This is a genomic window from Paraburkholderia sp. UCT31 (assembly GCF_014397655.1).
Classification (GTDB): Bacteria; Pseudomonadota; Gammaproteobacteria; order Burkholderiales; family Burkholderiaceae; genus Paraburkholderia; species Paraburkholderia tuberum.
Genome location: NZ_VZQP01000007.1, coordinates 22466 through 41255 on the forward strand (window position 1 = coordinate 22466; position 18790 = coordinate 41255).

The 18790-nt window shown below is 65.8% G+C and carries 15 protein-coding genes; 8 read left to right on the plus strand and 7 right to left on the minus strand.

From position 1 onward, the window contains the following. Positions 1–104 precede the first annotated feature (104 nt). Complete coding sequence (locus F6X40_RS07135; RefSeq protein WP_187627386.1) at positions 105–875, plus strand: enoyl-CoA hydratase; 771 nt, start codon at positions 105–107, stop codon at positions 873–875. 65 nt (positions 876–940) lie between these two features. Here the strand turns inward: F6X40_RS07135 and fdhD are convergent, their stop codons facing one another. Next, positions 941–1825 (minus strand): formate dehydrogenase accessory sulfurtransferase FdhD, encoded by an 885-nt coding sequence (gene fdhD / locus F6X40_RS07140; protein WP_187627277.1) that lies wholly within the window; start codon positions 1823–1825, stop codon positions 941–943. Positions 1826–1983: 158 nt separating this feature from the next. Between fdhD and F6X40_RS07145 the strand changes: the two genes are divergently transcribed. Together F6X40_RS07145 and F6X40_RS07150 are read left to right on the plus strand one after the other, a co-directional pair. Continuing rightward, the gene (locus tag F6X40_RS07145) at positions 1984–2460 is read left to right on the plus strand and encodes a nitrate reductase associated protein (protein WP_184067147.1); all 477 of its coding nucleotides are present in this window, start codon (positions 1984–1986) and stop codon (positions 2458–2460) included. A 239-nt stretch (positions 2461–2699) separates the two neighbouring features. Then, positions 2700–5888: an EAL domain-containing protein gene (locus F6X40_RS07150; protein ID WP_187627278.1), complete on the plus strand. Its 3189-nt coding sequence runs from the start codon at positions 2700–2702 to the stop codon at positions 5886–5888. A 61-nt stretch (positions 5889–5949) separates the two neighbouring features. On the opposite strand, the gene F6X40_RS07155 is transcribed toward F6X40_RS07150, so the two are convergent. Together F6X40_RS07155 and F6X40_RS07160 are read right to left on the minus strand one after the other, a co-directional pair. Continuing rightward, positions 5950–6561, minus strand: coding sequence for a glutathione S-transferase family protein (locus F6X40_RS07155; protein ID WP_187627279.1), 612 nt, complete (start codon positions 6559–6561; stop codon positions 5950–5952). A gap of 124 nt (positions 6562–6685) precedes the next feature. Next, positions 6686–7081: an acyl-CoA thioesterase gene (locus F6X40_RS07160; RefSeq protein WP_090803024.1), complete on the minus strand. Its 396-nt coding sequence runs from the start codon at positions 7079–7081 to the stop codon at positions 6686–6688. A gap of 205 nt (positions 7082–7286) precedes the next feature. On the opposite strand from F6X40_RS07160, the gene F6X40_RS07165 reads away from it, so the two are divergent. After that, on the plus strand, positions 7287–9185 hold the full coding sequence (locus tag F6X40_RS07165) for an ABCB family ABC transporter ATP-binding protein/permease (RefSeq protein ID WP_184067156.1): 1899 nt from the start codon (positions 7287–7289) through the stop codon (positions 9183–9185). A gap of 3 nt (positions 9186–9188) precedes the next feature. Here F6X40_RS07165 and murU read toward each other — a convergent pair whose 3' ends face one another. Both murU and F6X40_RS07175 read right to left on the minus strand, forming a co-directional pair. Further along, positions 9189–9902 (minus strand): N-acetylmuramate alpha-1-phosphate uridylyltransferase MurU, encoded by a 714-nt coding sequence (gene murU / locus F6X40_RS07170; protein WP_187627280.1) that lies wholly within the window; start codon positions 9900–9902, stop codon positions 9189–9191. A 3-nt stretch (positions 9903–9905) separates the two neighbouring features. Next, a complete protein-coding gene (locus F6X40_RS07175; protein ID WP_187627281.1) occupies positions 9906–10973 on the minus strand; it encodes an aminoglycoside phosphotransferase family protein in 1068 nt (355 codons plus the stop codon). A gap of 224 nt (positions 10974–11197) precedes the next feature. Between F6X40_RS07175 and F6X40_RS07180 the strand changes: the two genes are divergently transcribed. From F6X40_RS07180 to rsmA, 4 genes are all read left to right on the plus strand, one after another. Further along, on the plus strand, positions 11198–13570 hold the full coding sequence (locus F6X40_RS07180) for an LPS-assembly protein LptD (RefSeq protein WP_184067163.1): 2373 nt from the start codon (positions 11198–11200) through the stop codon (positions 13568–13570). Between the two features lie 65 nt (positions 13571–13635). Continuing rightward, positions 13636–15000 (plus strand): peptidylprolyl isomerase, encoded by a 1365-nt coding sequence (locus F6X40_RS07185; RefSeq protein WP_184067166.1) that lies wholly within the window; start codon positions 13636–13638, stop codon positions 14998–15000. 13 nt (positions 15001–15013) lie between these two features. Next, on the plus strand, positions 15014–16024 hold the full coding sequence (gene pdxA / locus F6X40_RS07190; protein ID WP_187627282.1) for a 4-hydroxythreonine-4-phosphate dehydrogenase PdxA: 1011 nt from the start codon (positions 15014–15016) through the stop codon (positions 16022–16024). Between the two features lie 108 nt (positions 16025–16132). After that, positions 16133–16975: a 16S rRNA (adenine(1518)-N(6)/adenine(1519)-N(6))-dimethyltransferase RsmA gene (rsmA, locus tag F6X40_RS07195; RefSeq protein WP_184067172.1), complete on the plus strand. Its 843-nt coding sequence runs from the start codon at positions 16133–16135 to the stop codon at positions 16973–16975. 42 nt (positions 16976–17017) lie between these two features. On the opposite strand, the gene F6X40_RS07200 is transcribed toward rsmA, so the two are convergent. Together F6X40_RS07200 and gloA are read right to left on the minus strand one after the other, a co-directional pair. Beyond that, complete coding sequence (locus F6X40_RS07200) at positions 17018–17965, minus strand: DMT family transporter (RefSeq protein ID WP_187627283.1); 948 nt, start codon at positions 17963–17965, stop codon at positions 17018–17020. Between the two features lie 356 nt (positions 17966–18321). Further along, positions 18322–18717: a lactoylglutathione lyase gene (gloA, locus tag F6X40_RS07205; protein ID WP_018419422.1), complete on the minus strand. Its 396-nt coding sequence runs from the start codon at positions 18715–18717 to the stop codon at positions 18322–18324. Positions 18718–18790: the final 73 nt, after the last annotated feature.

Below are 18790 nucleotides of genomic sequence, written 5' to 3' on the forward strand. Positions count from 1 at the left end.
CGGGGGATCCTTCTGTGATCCACCAGGGACCGCGCAACGGTTCGCAGGCCGCCCGGCTTGCGAACCGTTTCTACATTCAGCAGGAGCACAAGGAGATGAACGGGATGACGACGGATATTCTGGTCGAGCGCGCCGATGCGGTGCTGACCATCAGCTTCAACCGGCCCGGCAGGAAAAATGCGTTCACGGCCGCGATGTATCAGACGATGGCCGACGCGCTCGTAGAAGCGCAGGGCGACGCGTCGGTGCGCGCGATCCTGATTCGCGGCAGCGCGGGCATATTCAGCGCGGGCAACGATCTCGAGGACTTCATGAAGTCGCCGCCGGTTGGCGAAACCCCGCCGGTGTTCCAGTTCCTGCGCGCGCTATGTTCGGCGGAAAAACCGGTGGTGGCGGCGGTCGCGGGGCCGGCGGTCGGCGTCGGCACGACGCTGCTGCTGCATTGCGATCTGGTCTACGCGGCCGACACCGCGAGCTTTTCGCTGCCGTTCACGCAGCTCGGGCTGTGCCCGGAAGCAGCGTCGAGCCTGTTGCTGCAGCGCGTGGCCGGCTACCAGGCGGCGGCGGAAAAACTGCTGCTCGGCGAGGCGTTCGACGCGGCCGAAGCGCACCGCATGGGCTTCGTGAATCGCGTGCTGCCGGCGGGCGAAGTCGACGCATTCGCGGCGGCGCAGGCCGCGAAGCTGGCGGCGCTGCCGGCGTCGTCGTTGCGCGTGACGAAGAGCCTGATGAAGCGCGCGAGCCAGCAGGAACTGCAGACGCAGATGACCGAGGAAGCCGTGCATTTCGGCAAGATGCTGCTTGCGCCCGAAGCGCGCGAGGCGTTCAAGGCGTTCTTCGAGAAGCGCAAGCCGGATTTCCGGCGGTTCGACTGAGGGGGGCGACGCAGGTGGGCTTCGGGTGGGTTAGCCGTGAATCGTCGCTGCGCCGCTTCAATCGCTCAAGCTTGCTGCTGCCACGTGTCGTAATCGACGTAGCTGCCTTCGCGGCAGAAGCTCACGAGCCGCACGCCCGCCTCACGCGCGATCGCAATCGCGAGCGACGACGGCGCCGAGATCGTCGCGACCATCGGCACGTCGACGCGCGCGGCCTTGCGCACCAGCTCGTAGCTCGCGCGGCTCGACAGAAACACGAAACCGTCGCGCGTATCGGCGCGGTCGAGCACGAGCTGGCCGATCAGCTTGTCGAGCGCGTTGTGGCGGCCGACGTCCTCGAACGCATAGTGGATCGCGCCTTGCGCATCACACCAGGCGGCCGCGTGGAGGCCGCCCGTCAAACGAGTGAGCGCCTGGTGCTCGGGCAGCGCGCGCGCGGCGCGTGCGATCGCATCGGGCGCGAGCCGCTGCAAGAAGCCAGTGTCGGGTACACGCTGCGGTTTCAGATCCAGCAGATCGATGCTTTCGATGCCGCACACGCCGCAGCCGGTGCGCCCGGCGAGCGCGCGGCGCTTTTCCTTCAAACCGGTGAACGCCTGCTGCACGACCTGCAATTGCACCTCGGCATGCGGCAGCTCGCCGTGCCCGTGCAATTCGACCTCGATGTCCTGAATGTCGCTGCCGCGCTCGACGATCCCCTCCGAAATCGCGAAGCCGACCGCGAACGCTTCGAGATCGCGCGGCGTGCACATCATCACCGCGTGCGAGATGCCGTTGAACACGAGCGCGACCGGCCACTCCTGGCCGACGTGATCGGTGGCGGTTTCAACCGCCGCGCCGCGATGGCGGCGCACTTCGAGTTGCACCGCGCCGGGTTGTTCGTCGCTGTCGAGGGCGTGGGGCTGGCCGTTCGCCCGTCCGGTTTGGCGCCCGTTTTGCTGTCCGTTCAAGCTGCTTCACTCCTGTATCATGCCGCGCGTCAAAGGGTGCGCCGGCCTCGCCGTATGCTTCGCGGCGGCCGCCGCGCGGGGCGCCGTCGCGCGAATAAGGTTCTAAAATACCTCAAGCGACGCCCGCACGCTGTCCGCCACCGACAAGGAGCACTGACATGGGACTCAACGAAGCACCGCTTCTGTTCGACTTCGAAGTCGCGTCTTCGGAGAATTTCACTTATATCCCGATGTCGGTGCGCTTCAATCTCGACCGTTTCGGGCTGCGCATCACGCTCGCGCAGTGGCAGCAATTGCCGCTCGAAGATCGCAAGCTGCTCGCGCGTTTCCCGGTCGAAGACGACACGCAGATCGAACCGAATTTCGATCACGCGCTGTTCGAGATGCTGCGCACGCACGCGAACGTCGAACCGGAGTGGTTTACGCCGGAGGAGTCGCCGGCCTGGCGTCAAACCGACAGCGTGCCCGACGGTGTCGCGCATCAGGCGGGGCTGGCCGGTCTCGCCGCGCCGAGCGTCGCGCGCTGGGCCGAGCTCGAACCTTTCAAGCGCTATGTGCTCGCGAAGCTGTCGCGCAAGCCCGAGGCGAGCCACGATTTCGTCCCGGCGATGAAGGAATTTGGAGCGGCCGGCTAGGTGCGGCCGGCTAGGCGCGGCCGGCCAGCCGCTCCCAGCCAGCCGCTCCCAGCCAGGCGCCCCCACCAACTCGCAGCGTTCCCCCCAATCATCAGATTTTTTTCACGCCGACCCTCAACCCGCTTCCGATCGCTGCCGATATCCAAAGGATGGCGCGTAAAAGACTTGCATCGGTGCGGCCCGACGCACCGGCAGCGAGCGCGCTCTCCCGCCCTCGGAACGATTGACGTTCGGAACCCATGAATCCTTTTCTATCGAAGCGACTGCTGATCAATATTGCGGTCGTGGTCGTCGCGGTCGGTGCAAACGCGTTCGTCGCGTACACGCAGATTCGCGGGCAGCGCGACGCCGATGCGCGCCTCGCGCGCTCGACCAGCGTGCGCCAGAACCTCGATGCGTATCACGCCGCGCTCGATAACGCGCTCGCCGCTCTGCACCGCCTGAAAGAATCGGGCAAGCCGGTGCCGCCCGCCGCGGCCGCTTCGATGACGAACACACTCGCGAGCCGCGAGCAATCACTGCGCGACGAGCTCGCGAGCGAGCCGTACATGTTGGGGGCGCTCGCCAGCCTGAGCGCGGCGCGGCACGCGTTGCAGCACGATCTCGAGGACACGCTGCGCAACCAGGCGAGTGACCTGCCCGGAGCGGCAAGCGCGGCGTCGGGGGCGGCGCACGCGGCATCGACCGAAGCGCCAGGCGCGGCCCCCCTCGACGCGCCATTCGAGGCATCCCTCGACCCTGCGCCGTCGAACTCGCATCTTGCCCCCGCGCCAGAGCGTGTCGAAGCCGCGCTCGCCACGTTGCGCAGCGAGGAAAACCGCTCGTTGCAGACCTCGCTCGCGGCATCGGCGAGCGACAGCGAGCGCGCGATGTTCGTGCTGCTCGTGACGATGCTCACCGGCAGCGTGCTGCTGTTCCTCACGTTCGGCGTGCGCGAGAACAGCGCTCGCGAAAAACTGCGCAGCGCCCGCGCGCTGGTGCGCAACGACGAGCGTTTTCGCAGCCTGTTCGACGATCACACCGTGCCGATGTACATCTTCGATCGCGACACGCTGTGCTTTCTCGCCGTCAACAAGGCCGCGATCCAGCAATACGGCTACACGGAAGACGAGTTTCTCGGCATGACGATCCGCGCGATCCGCCCGAACTCGGAAATCGGCCGCCTGGAGACGCACCTGCAGCGTAGCGCCGACCTCCGCCAGAGCCACACGATGGCGGGCATCTGGCGGCATCGGCGCAAGGACGGCTCGATCCTCAGCGTCAACGTGTCCTATCACGCACTGAACTTCATGGGCCGCGACGCCTCGTTCGTGCTGGCGGACGACGTGACCGACCAGATCAACGCCGAAGCCGAAGCGCAGCGCTCGAATCAGATGCTCGAAGCGGTGATCGACAACATTCCGCAGCGCATCTTCTGGAAGGACCTGAACTCGCGCTATCTCGGCTGCAACATGGCGTTCGCGCGCGACGCGGGGCTCGCGTATCCCGAGCAGGTGGTCGGCAAGAGCGACGCCGACCTGGCGTGGCGCGCGTTCGCCGACCTGTTGAGCGAGCACGATCGCGAAGTCGTGAGCACCGGCGTGCCCAAGATGAACTTCGAGGTCGACTTCGTGATCGACGGCGTGCACCGCACGACGGTCACGAGCAAGCTGCCCTTCACCGACGGCGGCGGTCAGGTGATCGGCGTGCTCGGCTCGTACACCGACATCACCGAGCGCAAGCGCGCCGATCTCGCGCTGCGTCTGCAAAGCCGGGCGCTCGACGCGAGCGTCAACGCGATCCTGATCACCGCGCCGTCGCCGTCGGGCAATCTGATCGAATACGTGAATCCGGCGTTCATGCGCATCACCGGCTACGATCCCGCCGAGGTGATCGGCCACGACTGCCGCGTGCTGCAACGCGACGACCGTGACCAGGAAGGCGTCGGGTTGATCCGCGCGGCGCTCGCGGCGAATCGCGAGGTCAGCGCGGTGGTGCGCAACTATCGCAAGGACGGCGCGCTGTTCTGGAATCAGCTGTTCATCGCGCCGGTGCCGAACGCGGAAGGCGTGATCACCCATCATATCGGCGTCATCAACGACGTGACCGAGCTGATCCGCTATCAGGAGCAGCTCGAATACCAGGCCAACTACGACGGCCTTACGCGGCTGCCGAACCGCAACCTGCTGCGCGACCGGCTCGAACATGCGCTCGTCGTCGCGCAGCGGCATCATTCGGGCGTCGCGGTCGTGTTCCTCGATCTCGACGGCTTCAAGAACGTCAACGACAGCCTCGGCCATAGCGTCGGCGACCGGCTGCTCGGGGTGGTCGCCGAACGGCTCGCGCGCTGCTCGCGCACCAGCGACACGGTTGCGCGCCACGGCGGCGACGAGTTCGTGATCGTGATGACCGACACCGTCGACGAGCAATCGCTGATCACGTGGATGGAGCGCGTGCGCGCGTCGATCGCCGAGCCGGTGTGGCTCGACGGCACCGAGCTGTACGTCGGCTGCAGCATGGGCGCGAGCCTGTTCCCGCAGGACGGCGAGGATGCCGAAACGCTGATGAAGAAGGCCGACGTCGCGATGTATCGCGCGAAGGACATGGGGCGCAACACGTTCCAGTTCTATCAGCCGGAGATGAACGCGAGCGCGGGCGCGCGCCTGAATCTCGAACGACGCCTGCGCCGCGCGCTGCGCGACAACGAGTTCCTGCTGCACTATCAGCCGCAGGTCGATATCGGCAGCGGACAGATCGTCGGCATCGAGGCGCTGGTGCGCTGGCACGATCCCGAGGTCGGGCTCGTGCTGCCGTCGTCGTTCATTCCGCTCGCCGAGGAAAGCGGGCTGATCGGGCCGCTGTCGGAGTGGGTGCTGCGCGAGGCGTGCCGGCAGAACAAGGCGTGGCAGGATCAGGGCTTGCCGCCGGCGCGCGTGTCGGTGAATCTGTCGGCGCGGGTGTTCCAGCAGCGTGACATCGCGAAGCTCGTGATGCAGGTGCTCGACGAGACCGGACTCGAACCGAAGTACCTCGAACTCGAGCTGACCGAAAGCACGATCATGCGCAACGCGGAAGAAGCAGTGTCGATGCTCAACGAACTGCACGCGCTCGGCATCGGTCTCGCGATCGACGACTTCGGCACCGGCTATTCGAGCCTCAGCTATCTGAAGCGCTTCCCGGTGGACCGCTTGAAGATCGACCGCTCGTTCGTGTCGGATATCGGCGTATCGGGCGACGATGAGACGATCACGTCGGCGATCATCGCGCTCGCCCATTCGCTGAAGTTGCAGGTGATCGCCGAGGGCGTGGAAACGTCAGCGCAACTCGCCTTCCTGAAGGAACGCGCGTGCGACGAAATGCAGGGCTTCTATTTCGCGAAGCCGCTATCGACGGAAGCGATTTCCGAACTGCTGCACGGCGGGTTGGTGCCGGAGCTGGAGCCGGCGTGAGGGGAGCGTGACGCGGCGACGGGTGTCGCCGCGTGTCGCCGCGTGCCGCGTCCAACGCCGGTCACTGAGCCGGCGTGTCCTTGAACACCGGCAGGCTTTCCGCGACCGCGGAAAACTTCTCGAGCCGCGGATGATCGGCCTTGCTGACCGCCTCCGGCAGCATCATGTGCGTGAACTGCCAGGCTACGGCGACGGCCACGTCCGCCGCGCTGAACTGCCGCTGCGTGTCGGGCAGCGGCCCTTCGCCCAACTCGCGTTCGAGTTCGGCATAGGCGGCGAGCAGTTGCGCGCGCACGCGCTCGACCCACGGTTCATGCTGCTTCTCCTGAGGCCGCAGATTGCGCTCGTAGACGATCTGCACGCTCTTTTCGCACGCGGCGAGCGCGAGACCCGTCAGACGCGCGGCGCGCAACGCCGCGTCGGCCTGCGTCGGGAACAGCGGGGTGGGGCCGGCGAGCGTTGCCAGATACTGCAGGATCACCGTCGAGTCCATCAGGATCGCGCCGTTGTCGGCGACGAGCGTCGGCGCCTTGACGACCGGGTTGATCTTCGCGAACTGGTCGTAGGTGCGGAATACCGAAATCGACTCGTGTTCGAAGTCGAGCGCGAGCAGCTTCATGCAGATGGCGACGCGCCGCACGTAGGGCGAGTCGAGCATTCCGATCAGTTTCATCTCGTTTCCATGAGAAGAGCGACTATGGGGGCGCCCCGGGCCTCGTGCGCTGATCGGCTGGAACGGCTAGCGGGTGGCGCGGCGCGTGACGCGTGGAATCGCTAGCTTAAGCATCCTCGCCGGCTCAGTCCAGCGCGGGCAGCGCGCGCGGACGGCGGTCGCTGTCGGTGGCGACGTAGGTGAGGATCGCTTCCGTGACCTTGACGACTTCCTGCGAGAGCCTCAACCGCTGCGCGTAGACCTCGACCGACACTGTCACCGACGTATTGCCGGTCTTCACGATATCCGCGTAAAAGCTCAGCAGATCGCCGACGAACACCGGTTGCTTGAACAGGAAAGAATTAACCGCGATCGTCGCGACCCGCCCATTCGCGCGACGGCTTGCCGGAATCGAGCCGGCGATGTCGACCTGCGCCATGATCCAGCCGCCGAACACGTCGCCGTGAATGTTCGCGTCCGATGGCTGCGGCATGACGCGCAGCGCGCACGGCTTGGACGGAAGCTGAAGAAGATCGGTCATCGGGACATCCTTGGGAAACGTGTTCGAGTGTATTGACGCGCATTGACGCAATGGCTGGGCCAGTTCGACCTAGGCCATGCAAAGCGCCGCCAGTCGGCTTCTGCGACAATGGAAAGATCAGGAATTGTACGGGAAAGCACCCAGCGAAGCGCGCGAGCCGCGCGCCGCTGCGAACTCCGGCAGCTCCACACTCTCCCCACGATTTATGCGCCGCGCTCCTTCGTCCGAACCCTCGCCGATTTCCACCGCACCCCGCAACGACTGGCAAACGATCCTGTCGCTGCTGCCATACCTTGCCACCTACAAATGGCGAGTCAGCTTCGCGCTCAGTTGCCTGATCGGCGCGAAGGTCGCGAACCTCGGCGTGCCGATCGTGATGAAGCGCATCGTCGACAGTCTCGCGTCGGTCCGGCATCTGACCGCGCTCGGCCGCGCGCAGGACGCGCCCGGCATCGTGCTGCTCGGCGGCGTCGGCCTGCTGGTGGTCGCGTATGCGGTGGCGCGGCTGTCCACGTCGTTTTTCACCGAGCTGCGCGAAATCCTGTTTTCGAAAGTCACGGAAAGCGCGGTGCGCCAACTCGCGCTGAAAGTATTCCGCCATCTGCACGGACTGTCGCTGCGCTTTCATCTGGAGCGGCAGACGGGCGGCATGTCGCGCGATATCGAACGCGGCACGCGCGGCATCACGCAGCTGATTTCCTATTCGCTGTACAGCATCCTGCCGACGCTCGTCGAAGTCGGTCTCGTGCTCGGCTTTTTCGTCGTCAAATACGAGGCCTATTACGCGATCGTCACGTTCGTCGCGCTCGCGGTGTACATCGCGTTCACGGTGAAGGTCACCGAGTGGCGCACGCACTTTCGCCGCACGATGAACGAGCTCGATTCGAAGGCGAATTCGCGCGCGATCGACTCGCTGCTCAACTACGAGACCGTCAAGTACTTCGGCAACGAGGAGTGGGAAGCGAGCCGCTACGACGAGAACCTGAAGCGCTATCGCGCGGCGGCGATCAAGTCGCAGCGTTCGCTGTCGGCGCTGAACTTCGGGCAGCAGGCGATCATCGGCACGGGGCTCGTGTTCATCCTGTGGCGCGCGACCCAGGGCGTGATGGCCGGGCGTCTGACGCTCGGCGACCTGGTGCTGATCAACACGTTCATGCTGCAGCTGTATATTCCGTTGAATTTTCTCGGCGTGGTCTATCGCGAGCTGAAGCAGAGCCTGACCGACATGGACCGCATGTTCTCGCTGCTCGGCGCACCGCGGGAAGTGCCCGACGCGCCCAATGCGGTGGCTTTGCAAGTGAGCGGCGCGCAGGTGCGCTTCGACGACGTGAGCTTCGCGTACGAGCCTTCGCGGCAGATTCTGCACGGCGTGAGCTTCACGATCGCGGCCGGCACGACGACGGCGGTGGTCGGCCACAGCGGCTCGGGCAAGTCGACGCTCGCGCGGCTGCTGTTCCGCTTCTACGATCTCGACCGCACGACGGGCGGCGCGATCCGCATCGACGGGCAGGATATTCGCGACGTCACGCAGGATTCGCTGCGCGCGTCGATCGGCATCGTGCCGCAGGACACGGTGCTGTTCAACGACTCGATCTACTACAACATCGCGTACGGTCGGCCGTCGGCGACGCGCGACGAAGTGATCGCGGCGGCGCGCGCCGCGCATATCCACGAGTTCATCGAGAGTCTGCCGAAGGGCTACGGCACGCCGGTCGGCGAGCGCGGGCTCAAGCTGTCCGGCGGCGAAAAGCAGCGCGTCGCGATCGCGCGGACCATACTCAAGAATCCGCCGATCCTGTTGTTCGACGAAGCGACGTCCGCGCTCGATTCACGCTCCGAGCGCGCGATCCAGCATGAGCTCGACCTGATCGCGCGCGAACGCACGACGCTGATCATCGCGCACCGGCTGTCGACGGTCGTGCACGCACAGCAGATCATCGTGATGGACAAAGGGCGCATCGTCGAGCGCGGCACGCACGCGGAGCTGTTGCGCGCGAACGGTTTGTTCGCGCAGATGTGGGCGCTGCAGCAGCGCGCCGCGCACACCACGGATGCGGTGGAAAGAGCGGAAGCAGTCGGGGCAGGTGAGAGCCCGGCGAAGTAAAGCTCAGCGCGCGCGCAGCAGCCGATCGAGCGCTTCCAGCTGCGCCTGGGTGCCGATGTTCTCCCACGAGCCTTCGTACAGCTCGCCGCTCGCGAGCCCACGCGCGATGGTCGCGCGGTAATACGGGCTCAGCGCGCGCCGCGTGCCGCGCGGCAGATCGCGGAACATGCGCGTGTCGTACAGACCGAAACTGCCGAACGTGAGGCGCGGCTGCGCGTCGAGCGACAGCACGCCATCGACGAGACCAAAGTCGCCGTTTGGGTGAAATCCCGGATTCGGCACCATCACCAGATGCATGCCGGGCTCGGGCAGCGCCTTCAGCCGGCCGGCGTGCGCGTGCAGCGCGGCGTAGTCGTACTCGGTGTACACGTCGCCGGCCACCGCGACGAACAACTGATCCGCGCCGTCGTCGGTCAGTAGCGGCAGCGCCTGCGCGATGCCGCCCGCGGTCTCCAGCGCCTCGTGCTCGGGCGAGTAGCGCAGCTCGACCTGCCAGCGCGAACCGTCGCCGAGCGCGGCTTCGAGCTGCGCGCCGAGCCACGCATGATTGATCACGATGCTACGGATGCCGGCCCGCGCGAGCCGTTCGATCTGCCATACGATCAGCGGCTTGCCGCCCACTTCGAGCAAGGGCTTCGGGCACGCGTCGGTCAACGGACGCATGCGCTCGCCGCGGCCCGCGGCGAAAATCATCGCTTTCTTTACGGACATCGTCATCGGTCAGAAGGTGTAGCCGATTTCCTGCGCGCGGCCGTCGAGGTCGTCGAGCAGTTTCGCGAACCCGCGCAGCGGCGCGTAACGCTCCGCCACCTTGCGTGCATAGCCGATGAAGCGCGGCAGGTCGTTCATGTAATGCGCCTTGCCGTCGCGGTAGTTGATGCGGCAGAACAGGCCGAGCACCTTGATGTGCCGCTGCAGCCCCATCCATTCGAGCTGGCGGTAGAACTCGCCGAAATCGGCATCGACCGGCAGGCCGGCTTTTTTGGCGCGCTCCCAGTAGTACGCGAAGCAGTCGAGCTCGAACTCCTCGTCCCAGCTGAGGAACGCGTCGCGCAGCAGCGACACGACGTCGTACGTGATCGGCCCGTACACCGCGTCCTGGAAGTCGAGCACGCCTGGGTTCGGCTCGGCGATCATCAGATTGCGCGGCATGAAATCGCGCAGCATGAAGCTTTGCGGCTGCGCGCGCGCGCTCGCGATCAGCAGCGCGAACATGCGATCGAGCAGCGCGCGCGTGGCGGCATCGACCTCGCGGCCAAGGTGCCGGCCGATGAACCACTCGGGCATCAGCTCCATCTCGCGGTGCAGGAACGCTTCGTCGAACGGCGGCAGCACGTCTTCGCGCGAGCTGAGCTGCCAGCGGATCAGCGCGTCGAGCGCGTCGCGCATCAGCGCGCGAGCCGCGCGCGTGTCGCCCGCGGCCTGCGCGTCGGTCAGCGCACCCAGATACGACGCGGTGCCGAGATCGGTGACGAGCATGAAGCCCGCGTCGAAGTCGACCTCGAGCACGCGCGGCACGTGCACGCCGGCGGCGGCGAGCAATTGCGCGATCTGTGCGAATTCGCGGCATTTTTCGGGCGGCGGCGCGTCGACGGCGATCAGCGTGGCCGCGCCGTTGCCTTGCGCCGCCTTACCGGCGAGCCGGAAATAACGGCGGAAACTGGCGTCGGACGAGGCCGGAACGAGGGTGTCGGGCTCGAGCGCATGGCGCGCCGCGTGGCCTTGCAGCCAGGCCTTGAGCAGGGAGAGACGGGTGTCGGTGAAATCTTGGGTGGAAGGCAGCGTCATGAAAAGCGGCGGCAAATTCTTGGGGACAACGTCTTGCCATATAATACCCCACGACTTTTTTGACGCGACTCACACGCCAGCTTTCGCGTGCTCCGTTTCACCGCCCGCCTTATCACTCGGCAAATTTGGAATCCAGACGTGCAGCCGACTCTAACGGTCGCGGTGTGCAGGCGGTGGATCGTGACGACGAAAGCTTGCGCAGGGGTCGACTCGCCAAACGATACATGCCGCCCAGACAGCTTTCCGATACCACTCCTTCCTGTGCAGCAGTGCCGCGCAAAAGGCGGCTCGTCGCGGCGCTGATCGCCGTTCCGGGTCTGATGCCCGCGCTTGCGCACGCCCAGCTGGTGGGGGAAGCTGCGCAACCGCAGGCGGTCTACCCGCCGTGGGGCATGCAGCTTGCGCCGCAGCTCGAGGATCATCCGTTGCAAACGGGCCAGCGGCCGGCCACCTTCGTGCTCGGCGACCACGCGAGCGGCACGATCGACCAGGATCTGGCCGCCAAGGGCTCGGCGGAAGTGCGGCACAACACGTCCGTGATCAAGGCCGACGCCCTGCACTACGATCAGGACACGGACATGGCCGATGCGTACGGCAATGTCCACGTGATCAATACCGGCAATACCTTCATCGGACCCGAAGCGCATCTGCGCGTCGATTCGACCGAAGGCTTCATGACCGCGCCGAAGTACCACTTCACGCTGACGGGCGGCTCGGGCAGCGCGCAGCGCGTCGACCTGCTCGACGCGGAGCGCTCCGTGTTCACGAAGGGCACCTACACGGCCTGCGCGTGCACGGACAATCCGGCCTGGTACATCAAGGGCAGCGAGTTCGATTTCGACACCGGCGCGGACGAAGGCGTCGCCTACAACAGCGTGCTGTTCTTCCAGGGCGTGCCGGTGTTCGCGTCGCCGTGGCTGTCGTTCCCGCTGTCGGGCGATCGGCGCAGCGGCCTGTTGCCGCCCACGTTCTCGCTGAGCTCGACGAACGGTTTCGAGCTGTCGGTGCCGTATTACTTCAACATCGCGCCGAATCGCGATCTGACGGTCACGCCGCGTCTGATCTCGAAGCGCGGTGTGCAGTTGCAGAGCACGTTCCGCTATCTGTCGCCGACGTATTCCGGGTCGATCACCGGTGAATTTCTGCCCGACGATCGCCTGACGAAGACCAACCGCTACGCGCTGTACATCCAGCACAACCAGAATTTCGGTAACGGCTTCGGCGGCTACATCTATTACAACAAGGTTTCGGACAACACGTATCCGGAAGACCTGTCGTCGTCGGTCAACCAGTTCATGAACGGCACCCAGCTCCTGTATCAGCAGGAAGCCGGGTTGACCTACAACAACGGACCGTGGTCCGTGCTCGCGCGCGAGCAGCACTGGCAGACGCTGGAGCCGTCGGTCGCGCCGTACGGCCGCCAGCCGCAGTTGAACGTCAAGTACGCGAAGTACAACATCGGCGGCTTCGATTTCGGCGCCGAAGCCGACTACACGAACTTCCGCATCACCACCGCGGATCTGAGCGAAGGCCAGCGGGTAGTGTTCAACCCGTACCTGTCGTATTCGGTGGTGGGGCCGGGCTACTTCGTCACGCCGAAGGTGCAGTGGCACTTTGCGTCGTACAACCTGAACAACATCGGCACCGATCTGGCGAACGTGCCGGGGGCGCAGAAGAATTTCACCGAGTCGATTCCGACCTTCACGTTCGACACGGGACTGACGTTCGAGCGCTCGGTGCGCATTTTCGGCGCGGACTATATCCAGACGCTGGAGCCGCGCCTGTACTACGTGTACACGCCGTACCGCAACCAGAACAACGCGCCGCTGTTCGACACCGCCGAATCCGACTTCGGTCTCGCGGAAATCTTCACGCCGAATACGTTCGTCGGTAACGACCGGATCGCCGACGCGAACCGCCTGACCGCCGGACTCACCACGCGCTTCATCAACCCGTCCACCGGCGACGAGCGCGCGCGCTTCGTGATCGCGCAGCAGTATTACTTCCGGGATCAGCGCGTTACGCTGACGCCGACCCAGACCAGTACCCAGGCCACGCACTCGGACCTGATCGCGGGCGCGTCGATCAAGCTGGGCGCCGGTTTCGCTTCGGAAACGGCGTTCCAATATAATGCGGACAATAACCAGCTCACGAAGACGAGTGTCGGCTTCGGGTTCAGTCCGGCGAGCGGCAAGGTCATCAACGTCGCGTACCGCTACACCCGCGCCAATACCACGCTCGACAACCAGCCGATCAATCAGGTGCTGATTTCGGGCCAATGGCCGCTGACGCACCGGATGTACGGTGTCGGCCGGTTCAACTACGACCTGGGTGGCCACCGTATCGTCGACGGCCTGGTCGGCCTGCAGTACGACGCGGACTGCTGGACGCTCGGCGCCGGCATCCAGCGCTACGCGAACGGCCTGAACTCGTCGGGACAGAATCAGTCGAGCACACGGTTTCTGGCGCAGTTGACGTTCAAGGGCTTGTCGAGCGTCGACAACGGGCTGATGACCGCGTTCCGCAGCAGTGTGGCCGGCTACATGCCGTTGCCGCCACCGCCACCGCCGGAGTCGCGGTTCACCAACTACGAATGACGCTCGCCCGGTCATTCACGGCTTGCGAAAAGACGGGCGGAGCGCCCGACATCATTGGAGTATCTGTGGCAATCATGAAACAGCTTCGCTTGGCAATACTCGCGGCGGGTCTCGTCGCCGCGGCGTCCTTCGTTCCAGTCGCGTCGGTACAGGCGCAGGCATTGGGCGGCAATAGCGGCCAGACGGTGGACACCATCGCCGCAGTGGTCAACAACGGTGTCATCACGCAGCGCGAGCTCGACGAGCGGGTCGGTCTGATCGCGCACCGGCTGAACCAGCAGAACGCTCCGGTGCCGCCGACGGACCAGTTGCGCCAGCAGGTGCTCACGCAGATGGTGCTCGAGCGCATCCAGCTGCAGAAGGCCAAGGAAGACGGCATCACCATCGACGACGCGGCCGTGCAGCGCACGCTCGAGCGTCTCGCGCAGGCGAACAACATGTCGCTCGCCATGTACCGCGCGCGCATCGAGGCGCAAGGCGTGCCCTGGACCACCTTCTCGAGCGACGCGCGCACGGAGCTGACGCTGTCGCGTCTGCGCGAGAAGGAAGTGGACAGCAAGATCACGGTGACGGACGCCGAGGTCGCGAACTATATCGCCAGCCAGCGCGGCCCGGGCGCCGGCCAGACGAACGACCTGCACGTCCAGCACATTTTCGTGAAGGCGCCGCTGAACGCGTCCGAGACCGACATCGAGGCGGCGCAGAAGAAGGCCGAGGGTTTGCTCGCCGAAGCGAAGGGCGGCGCGGATTTCGAAAAGCTCGCGAAAGCCAATTCGCAGGCGCCGGACGCGTCGAAGAACGGCGGCGATCTCGGCTTCCTCGCGCCGTCGAAGCTGCCGCCCGAGTTCGTGAAGGCCGCGTCGGCACTGCGTCCGGGTGAGATCAATCCGGATCTGATCCGCACCAACGACGGCTTCGAGATCGTGCGTCTGGTCGAGCGCCGTGCCGGCCAGGGCACCAGCGCGGACGCGCCGAAGCTCGTACAGACGCACGTGCGCCATATTCTGCTGCGCGTCGGCGACGGTCTGTCCGAACCGCAGGCACGCCAGAAGCTGCTCGACATCCGCAACCAGATCGCCGCCGGCGGCGACTTCGCGAAGTTCGCGCGCACCTACTCGCAGGACGGCTCGTCGTCGCAAGGCGGTGACCTCGGCTGGGTCAGCCCGGGCGAGACGGTGCCCGAGTTCGAGCGCGCAATGAACTCGCTGCAGGACGGTCAGATCAGCGAGCCGGTGCGCAGCGAATACGGCTACCACCTGATTCAGGTGCTCGGCCGCCGCGATGCGCAAGGCTCGATTGCGCAGCAGATGGATCTCGCGCGTCAGGCCATCGGCCAGCGCAAGGCCGAACAGGCGTATGCCGACTGGCTGCGCGAGCTGCGCGATACCGCGTACGTCGAAGTGAAACCGGCCACGGCGAACGTGCAATAACAGAGCCAATGCGATGACGAGCGCTGCCCAGCCCACCCACCGCCCGCTGCAGATCGCGATCACGACCGGCGAGCCCGCCGGCGTCGGTCCCGAGCTGACCGCGCAGGCGCTGGCCGGCGCGGCGGCGCACTGGCCTCACGCGCAGTTCACCGTGCTCGGTGATGCGCAACTGCTCGCTGAGCGCGCGCGCGCGGTCGGCGTCGATTGGGCGGCGCTGCTCGCGCCAGGCCCGCGCGTGCGGCTCGAACATCACTCGCTTGGCGCACCAGCGCAGGCAGGCAAGCTCGACGCCGCGAACGGCCGCTACGTGCTCGATCTGCTCGATGCGGCGATCGACGGCGCGGTGGCCGGCAGGTTCGACGCGATCGTCACCGCGCCGCTGCAAAAAAGCACGATCAACGACGCCGGTGTGCCGTTTACCGGCCACACCGAATATCTGGCCGAGCGCACCCATACGCCGCGCGTCGTGATGATGCTCGCGGGCACCGGCAAGCGGCCGCTGCGCGTCGCGCTTGCGACCACGCATCTGCCGTTGAAGGACGTGTCGGCGGGTTTGACGATCGACAGCCTCGTCGCGACGCTGCGCATCATCGATCACGACCTGCGTCACCACTTCGGCTTGCCCGCGCCGCGCATCCTCGTGACGGGGCTCAATCCGCACGCTGGCGAAAACGGCTATCTGGGCCGCGAGGAAATCGACGTGATCACGCCGGCGTTGCAGCAGGTGAACGGCGAGGGCGTCGACGCGCGCGGTCCGTATCCGGCCGACACGCTGTTCCAGCCGCGTTATCTCGACGAAGCCGACTGCGTGCTCGCGATGTTCCACGACCAGGGCCTGCCGGTGCTGAAATTCGCGACGTTCGGCGAAGGGATCAACGTGACGCTCGGCCTGCCGATCATCCGCACGTCGGTCGATCACGGCACCGCGCTCGATCTGGCCGGCACCGGCCGCGCCGACGCGGGTAGCCTGATGGCCGCGATCGACACGGCGGTGTCGATGGCGCAGCATCGTCGCGCGGGCTGAGGCGCGGGTAGCGTGGGCGGTCGCGGTGCTCGTGACGCGCCGCGTGGCGTCGTGTTTCCAGCGTGACGTCTTTCATTCTCAAGCAGTTTTCTTTCTAGCGTTTCTCCGATGTCCACCAGCAGACAGCAAGGCCGGCACCAGGGCCATCTCGCGCGCAAGCGTTTCGGTCAGAACTTCCTGGTCGACATGGGCGTGATCGATTCGATCGTCGACGTGATCCGGCCGCAGCGCGGCGAGCGCATGGTCGAGATCGGGCCGGGCCTCGGCGCCCTGACCGAGCCGCTGATCGAGCGGCTCGCGACGCCCGAGACGCCGCTGCACGCGGTCGAACTCGACCGCGATCTGATCGGCCGTCTGAAGACGAAGTTCGGCAACCTGCTCGAACTGCACGCGGGCGACGCGCTCGAATTCGACTTCGGCTCGCTCGCGGCGCCGGGCGACAAGGCGTCGCTGCGCATCGTCGGCAATCTGCCGTACAACATTTCGAGCCCGCTGCTGTTTCATCTGGCGACGTTCGCGGAGCGCGTGATCGACCAGCACTTCATGCTGCAGAACGAGGTGGTCGAGCGGATGGTGGCGGAGCCGGGCACGAAGGCGTTCAGTCGCCTGTCGGTGATGCTGCAGTACCGCTACGTGATCGACAAGCAGCTCGACGTGCCGCCCGAGTCGTTCCAGCCGCCACCGAAGGTGGATTCGGCGATCGTGCGGATGATTCCGTACGAGCGGCACGAACTGCCGGTGGTCGACGAAAGCGTGCTCGGCCGGGTGGTGACGGCGGCGTTCTCGCAGCGTCGCAAGATGTTGCGCAACACGCTTGCCGCGCTGCGCGGCACCGTCGATTTCGACGCGCTCGGCTTCGATCTGCAACGCCGCGCGGAGGACGTGCCGGTCGCCGAATACGTGAGTGTGGCGCAGGCGGTGGCGGTGCGCTCGGCCGCTGCGCCGGAATAGACTCGACGCTCGACGGCGGCAGGGCGCCGCCGTCGAGCCCGCTTACCGTTTCGCCGGCGCGTTGACGAGCGCGATGCCGGTCAGCACCAGCAGCGCGGCGATCAGAAAGCGCGCGCTGAACGACTCGCCGAGCAGCAGCACGCCGAAGGTGACGCCGAACAGCGGCGTCAGAAACGAAAACACCGACAGCCTCGACGCGATGTAACGCGTCAACAGCCAGAACCACAACAGATAGCTGACGAACGCGACGATCACGGCTTGATACGCGAGGCTCGCGAGCGCGAGCGGCGTCACGCTTTCCACGCGCACCTCGCCGAGCCCCAGCGCCAGCGCGAGCAGCACCACCGCCGACACAGTCAGCTGATAGAACAGCGTCTTGCTCGCGCTCGTCCGCGCGAGCCGCGAGCCGCGCACGATCACCGTGGTCGCGGTCCACGCGACGCCGCCGAGCACGCCGAGCGCATCGCCGGCCGCGCCCGCGAGCGTCGAGCCGTGGGCCGCGCTTGCAGCCGTGCCCGCGTCCGTGTGCAGGAAGCCGTCCGCGAACGCGAGCGCCATCCCCGCGAACGCGACGACAATGCCGAGCCACTGGATGCGCCGCATGCGTTCGCCATCGACGAACCAGTGCAGGCCGAGTGCCGTGAAACACGGCGCCGTGTACAGAAAGACCGCCATGCGCGACGCGCTCGTCAGCGTCAGGCCGAGAAAGATGCAGACGAACTCGGCCGCGAACAGCACGCCCGCGAGCAGGCCCGCGCCGAGCGTGCCGTCATCGCGAAAGAGCGGCGTGCCGCGCGAGCGTGCCCATGCCCACACGAGCAGCGCCGCGATCGTCGAGCGCAGCCCCGCCTGAAAGACCGGCGGCACCGCCGCATTGGTGGTCTTGATCGCGACTTGCTGCAGCCCCCAGATTGCGCACAGGCCGATCATCAACAGGATCGCGAAGCTATCCGGGGCGCGGCGCGCGGGCAAGGCGGTGGTCGTGCTCATGGCGGTGTGGTGAAGAGGGGGAGAGTGCACGGCGAGCCGGTCGGTCCGGTGCGCGGCGAAGGCCATACGATAGCAAACCTGCCTGCGCGAGCCGACGCCCTGTCTTCTGCGAGCGTGCGCCGAGCCGTAGGGATTTCGGCGGGCGCGCTCGGATGCCGGTCGTTGATGCGTCTGAGTTGCCTGATTTTCTTGCGGGCAACGCCGAGCGTCAGTCGTCGGCGTTTTTTGATGGCGTCGGCACGAGGCAAGATTGCCGGGCGAATTCGCCCGGCGTCAATTCGCCGGGTGCAACGTGAAGCCGGGCTGTGTTTTCATCGTTCTGGCTGACAGCGCGACTCGTGCTCGCCACCGGACGTTCAGTCGACTCGCCCCTTCTTCTGTATCAGCTCGATCTTGTACCCGTCCGGATCGGCGACGAAGGCGATGACAGTCGTGCCGTGTTTCATGGGCCCAGCTTCGCGTGTAACGACACCGCCGCGTTTCTTCACTTCTTCGCATGCCGCATAGGCGTCGTCGACTTCGAGGGCGATGTGACCGTAGCCGGTTCCGAGGTCGTACTTGCTCGTGTCCCAGTTGTACGTCAGTTCGATCGCCGCGCCTTCGGATTCGTCCTCGTAACCGACGAATGCGAGGGTGAACTTCCCGTCCGGGTAGTCGTTCTTTCGAAGCAGGCGCATTCCTAGAACTTCGGTGTAGAACCGGATCGATGCGTCCAGATCACCGACTCGAAGCATGGTATGCAAGATTCGCATGAGGACTCCTTTGATAGTTTGTCGATAAATGCGTCGACCTGCGGCAATTGTAAATGATTGCCGTATAGCTTGA

What these genes read in the sequence shown, in the direction of transcription:
- F6X40_RS07165 (WP_184067156.1), top strand. Translation starts at nt 7,287, where the DNA reads ATGCGCCGCGCTCCTTCGTCCGAACCCTCGCCGATTTCCACCGCACCC.
- F6X40_RS07145 (WP_184067147.1), top strand. Translation starts at nt 1,984, where the DNA reads ATGGGACTCAACGAAGCACCGCTTCTGTTCGACTTCGAAGTCGCGTCT.
- F6X40_RS07200 (WP_187627283.1), bottom strand. Translation starts at nt 17,965, where the DNA reads ATGAGCACGACCACCGCCTTGCCCGCGCGCCGCGCCCCGGATAGCTTC.
- murU (WP_187627280.1), bottom strand. Translation starts at nt 9,902, where the DNA reads ATGACGATGTCCGTAAAGAAAGCGATGATTTTCGCCGCGGGCCGCGGC.
- F6X40_RS07180 (WP_184067163.1), top strand. Translation starts at nt 11,198, where the DNA reads ATGCCGCCCAGACAGCTTTCCGATACCACTCCTTCCTGTGCAGCAGTG.
- F6X40_RS07155 (WP_187627279.1), bottom strand. Translation starts at nt 6,561, where the DNA reads ATGAAACTGATCGGAATGCTCGACTCGCCCTACGTGCGGCGCGTCGCC.
- F6X40_RS07160 (WP_090803024.1), bottom strand. Translation starts at nt 7,081, where the DNA reads ATGACCGATCTTCTTCAGCTTCCGTCCAAGCCGTGCGCGCTGCGCGTC.
- F6X40_RS07175 (WP_187627281.1), bottom strand. Translation starts at nt 10,973, where the DNA reads ATGACGCTGCCTTCCACCCAAGATTTCACCGACACCCGTCTCTCCCTG.
- gloA (WP_018419422.1), bottom strand. Translation starts at nt 18,717, where the DNA reads ATGCGAATCTTGCATACCATGCTTCGAGTCGGTGATCTGGACGCATCG.
- rsmA (WP_184067172.1), top strand. Translation starts at nt 16,133, where the DNA reads ATGTCCACCAGCAGACAGCAAGGCCGGCACCAGGGCCATCTCGCGCGC.
- F6X40_RS07150 (WP_187627278.1), top strand. Translation starts at nt 2,700, where the DNA reads ATGAATCCTTTTCTATCGAAGCGACTGCTGATCAATATTGCGGTCGTG.
- F6X40_RS07135 (WP_187627386.1), top strand. Translation starts at nt 105, where the DNA reads ATGACGACGGATATTCTGGTCGAGCGCGCCGATGCGGTGCTGACCATC.
- pdxA (WP_187627282.1), top strand. Translation starts at nt 15,014, where the DNA reads ATGACGAGCGCTGCCCAGCCCACCCACCGCCCGCTGCAGATCGCGATC.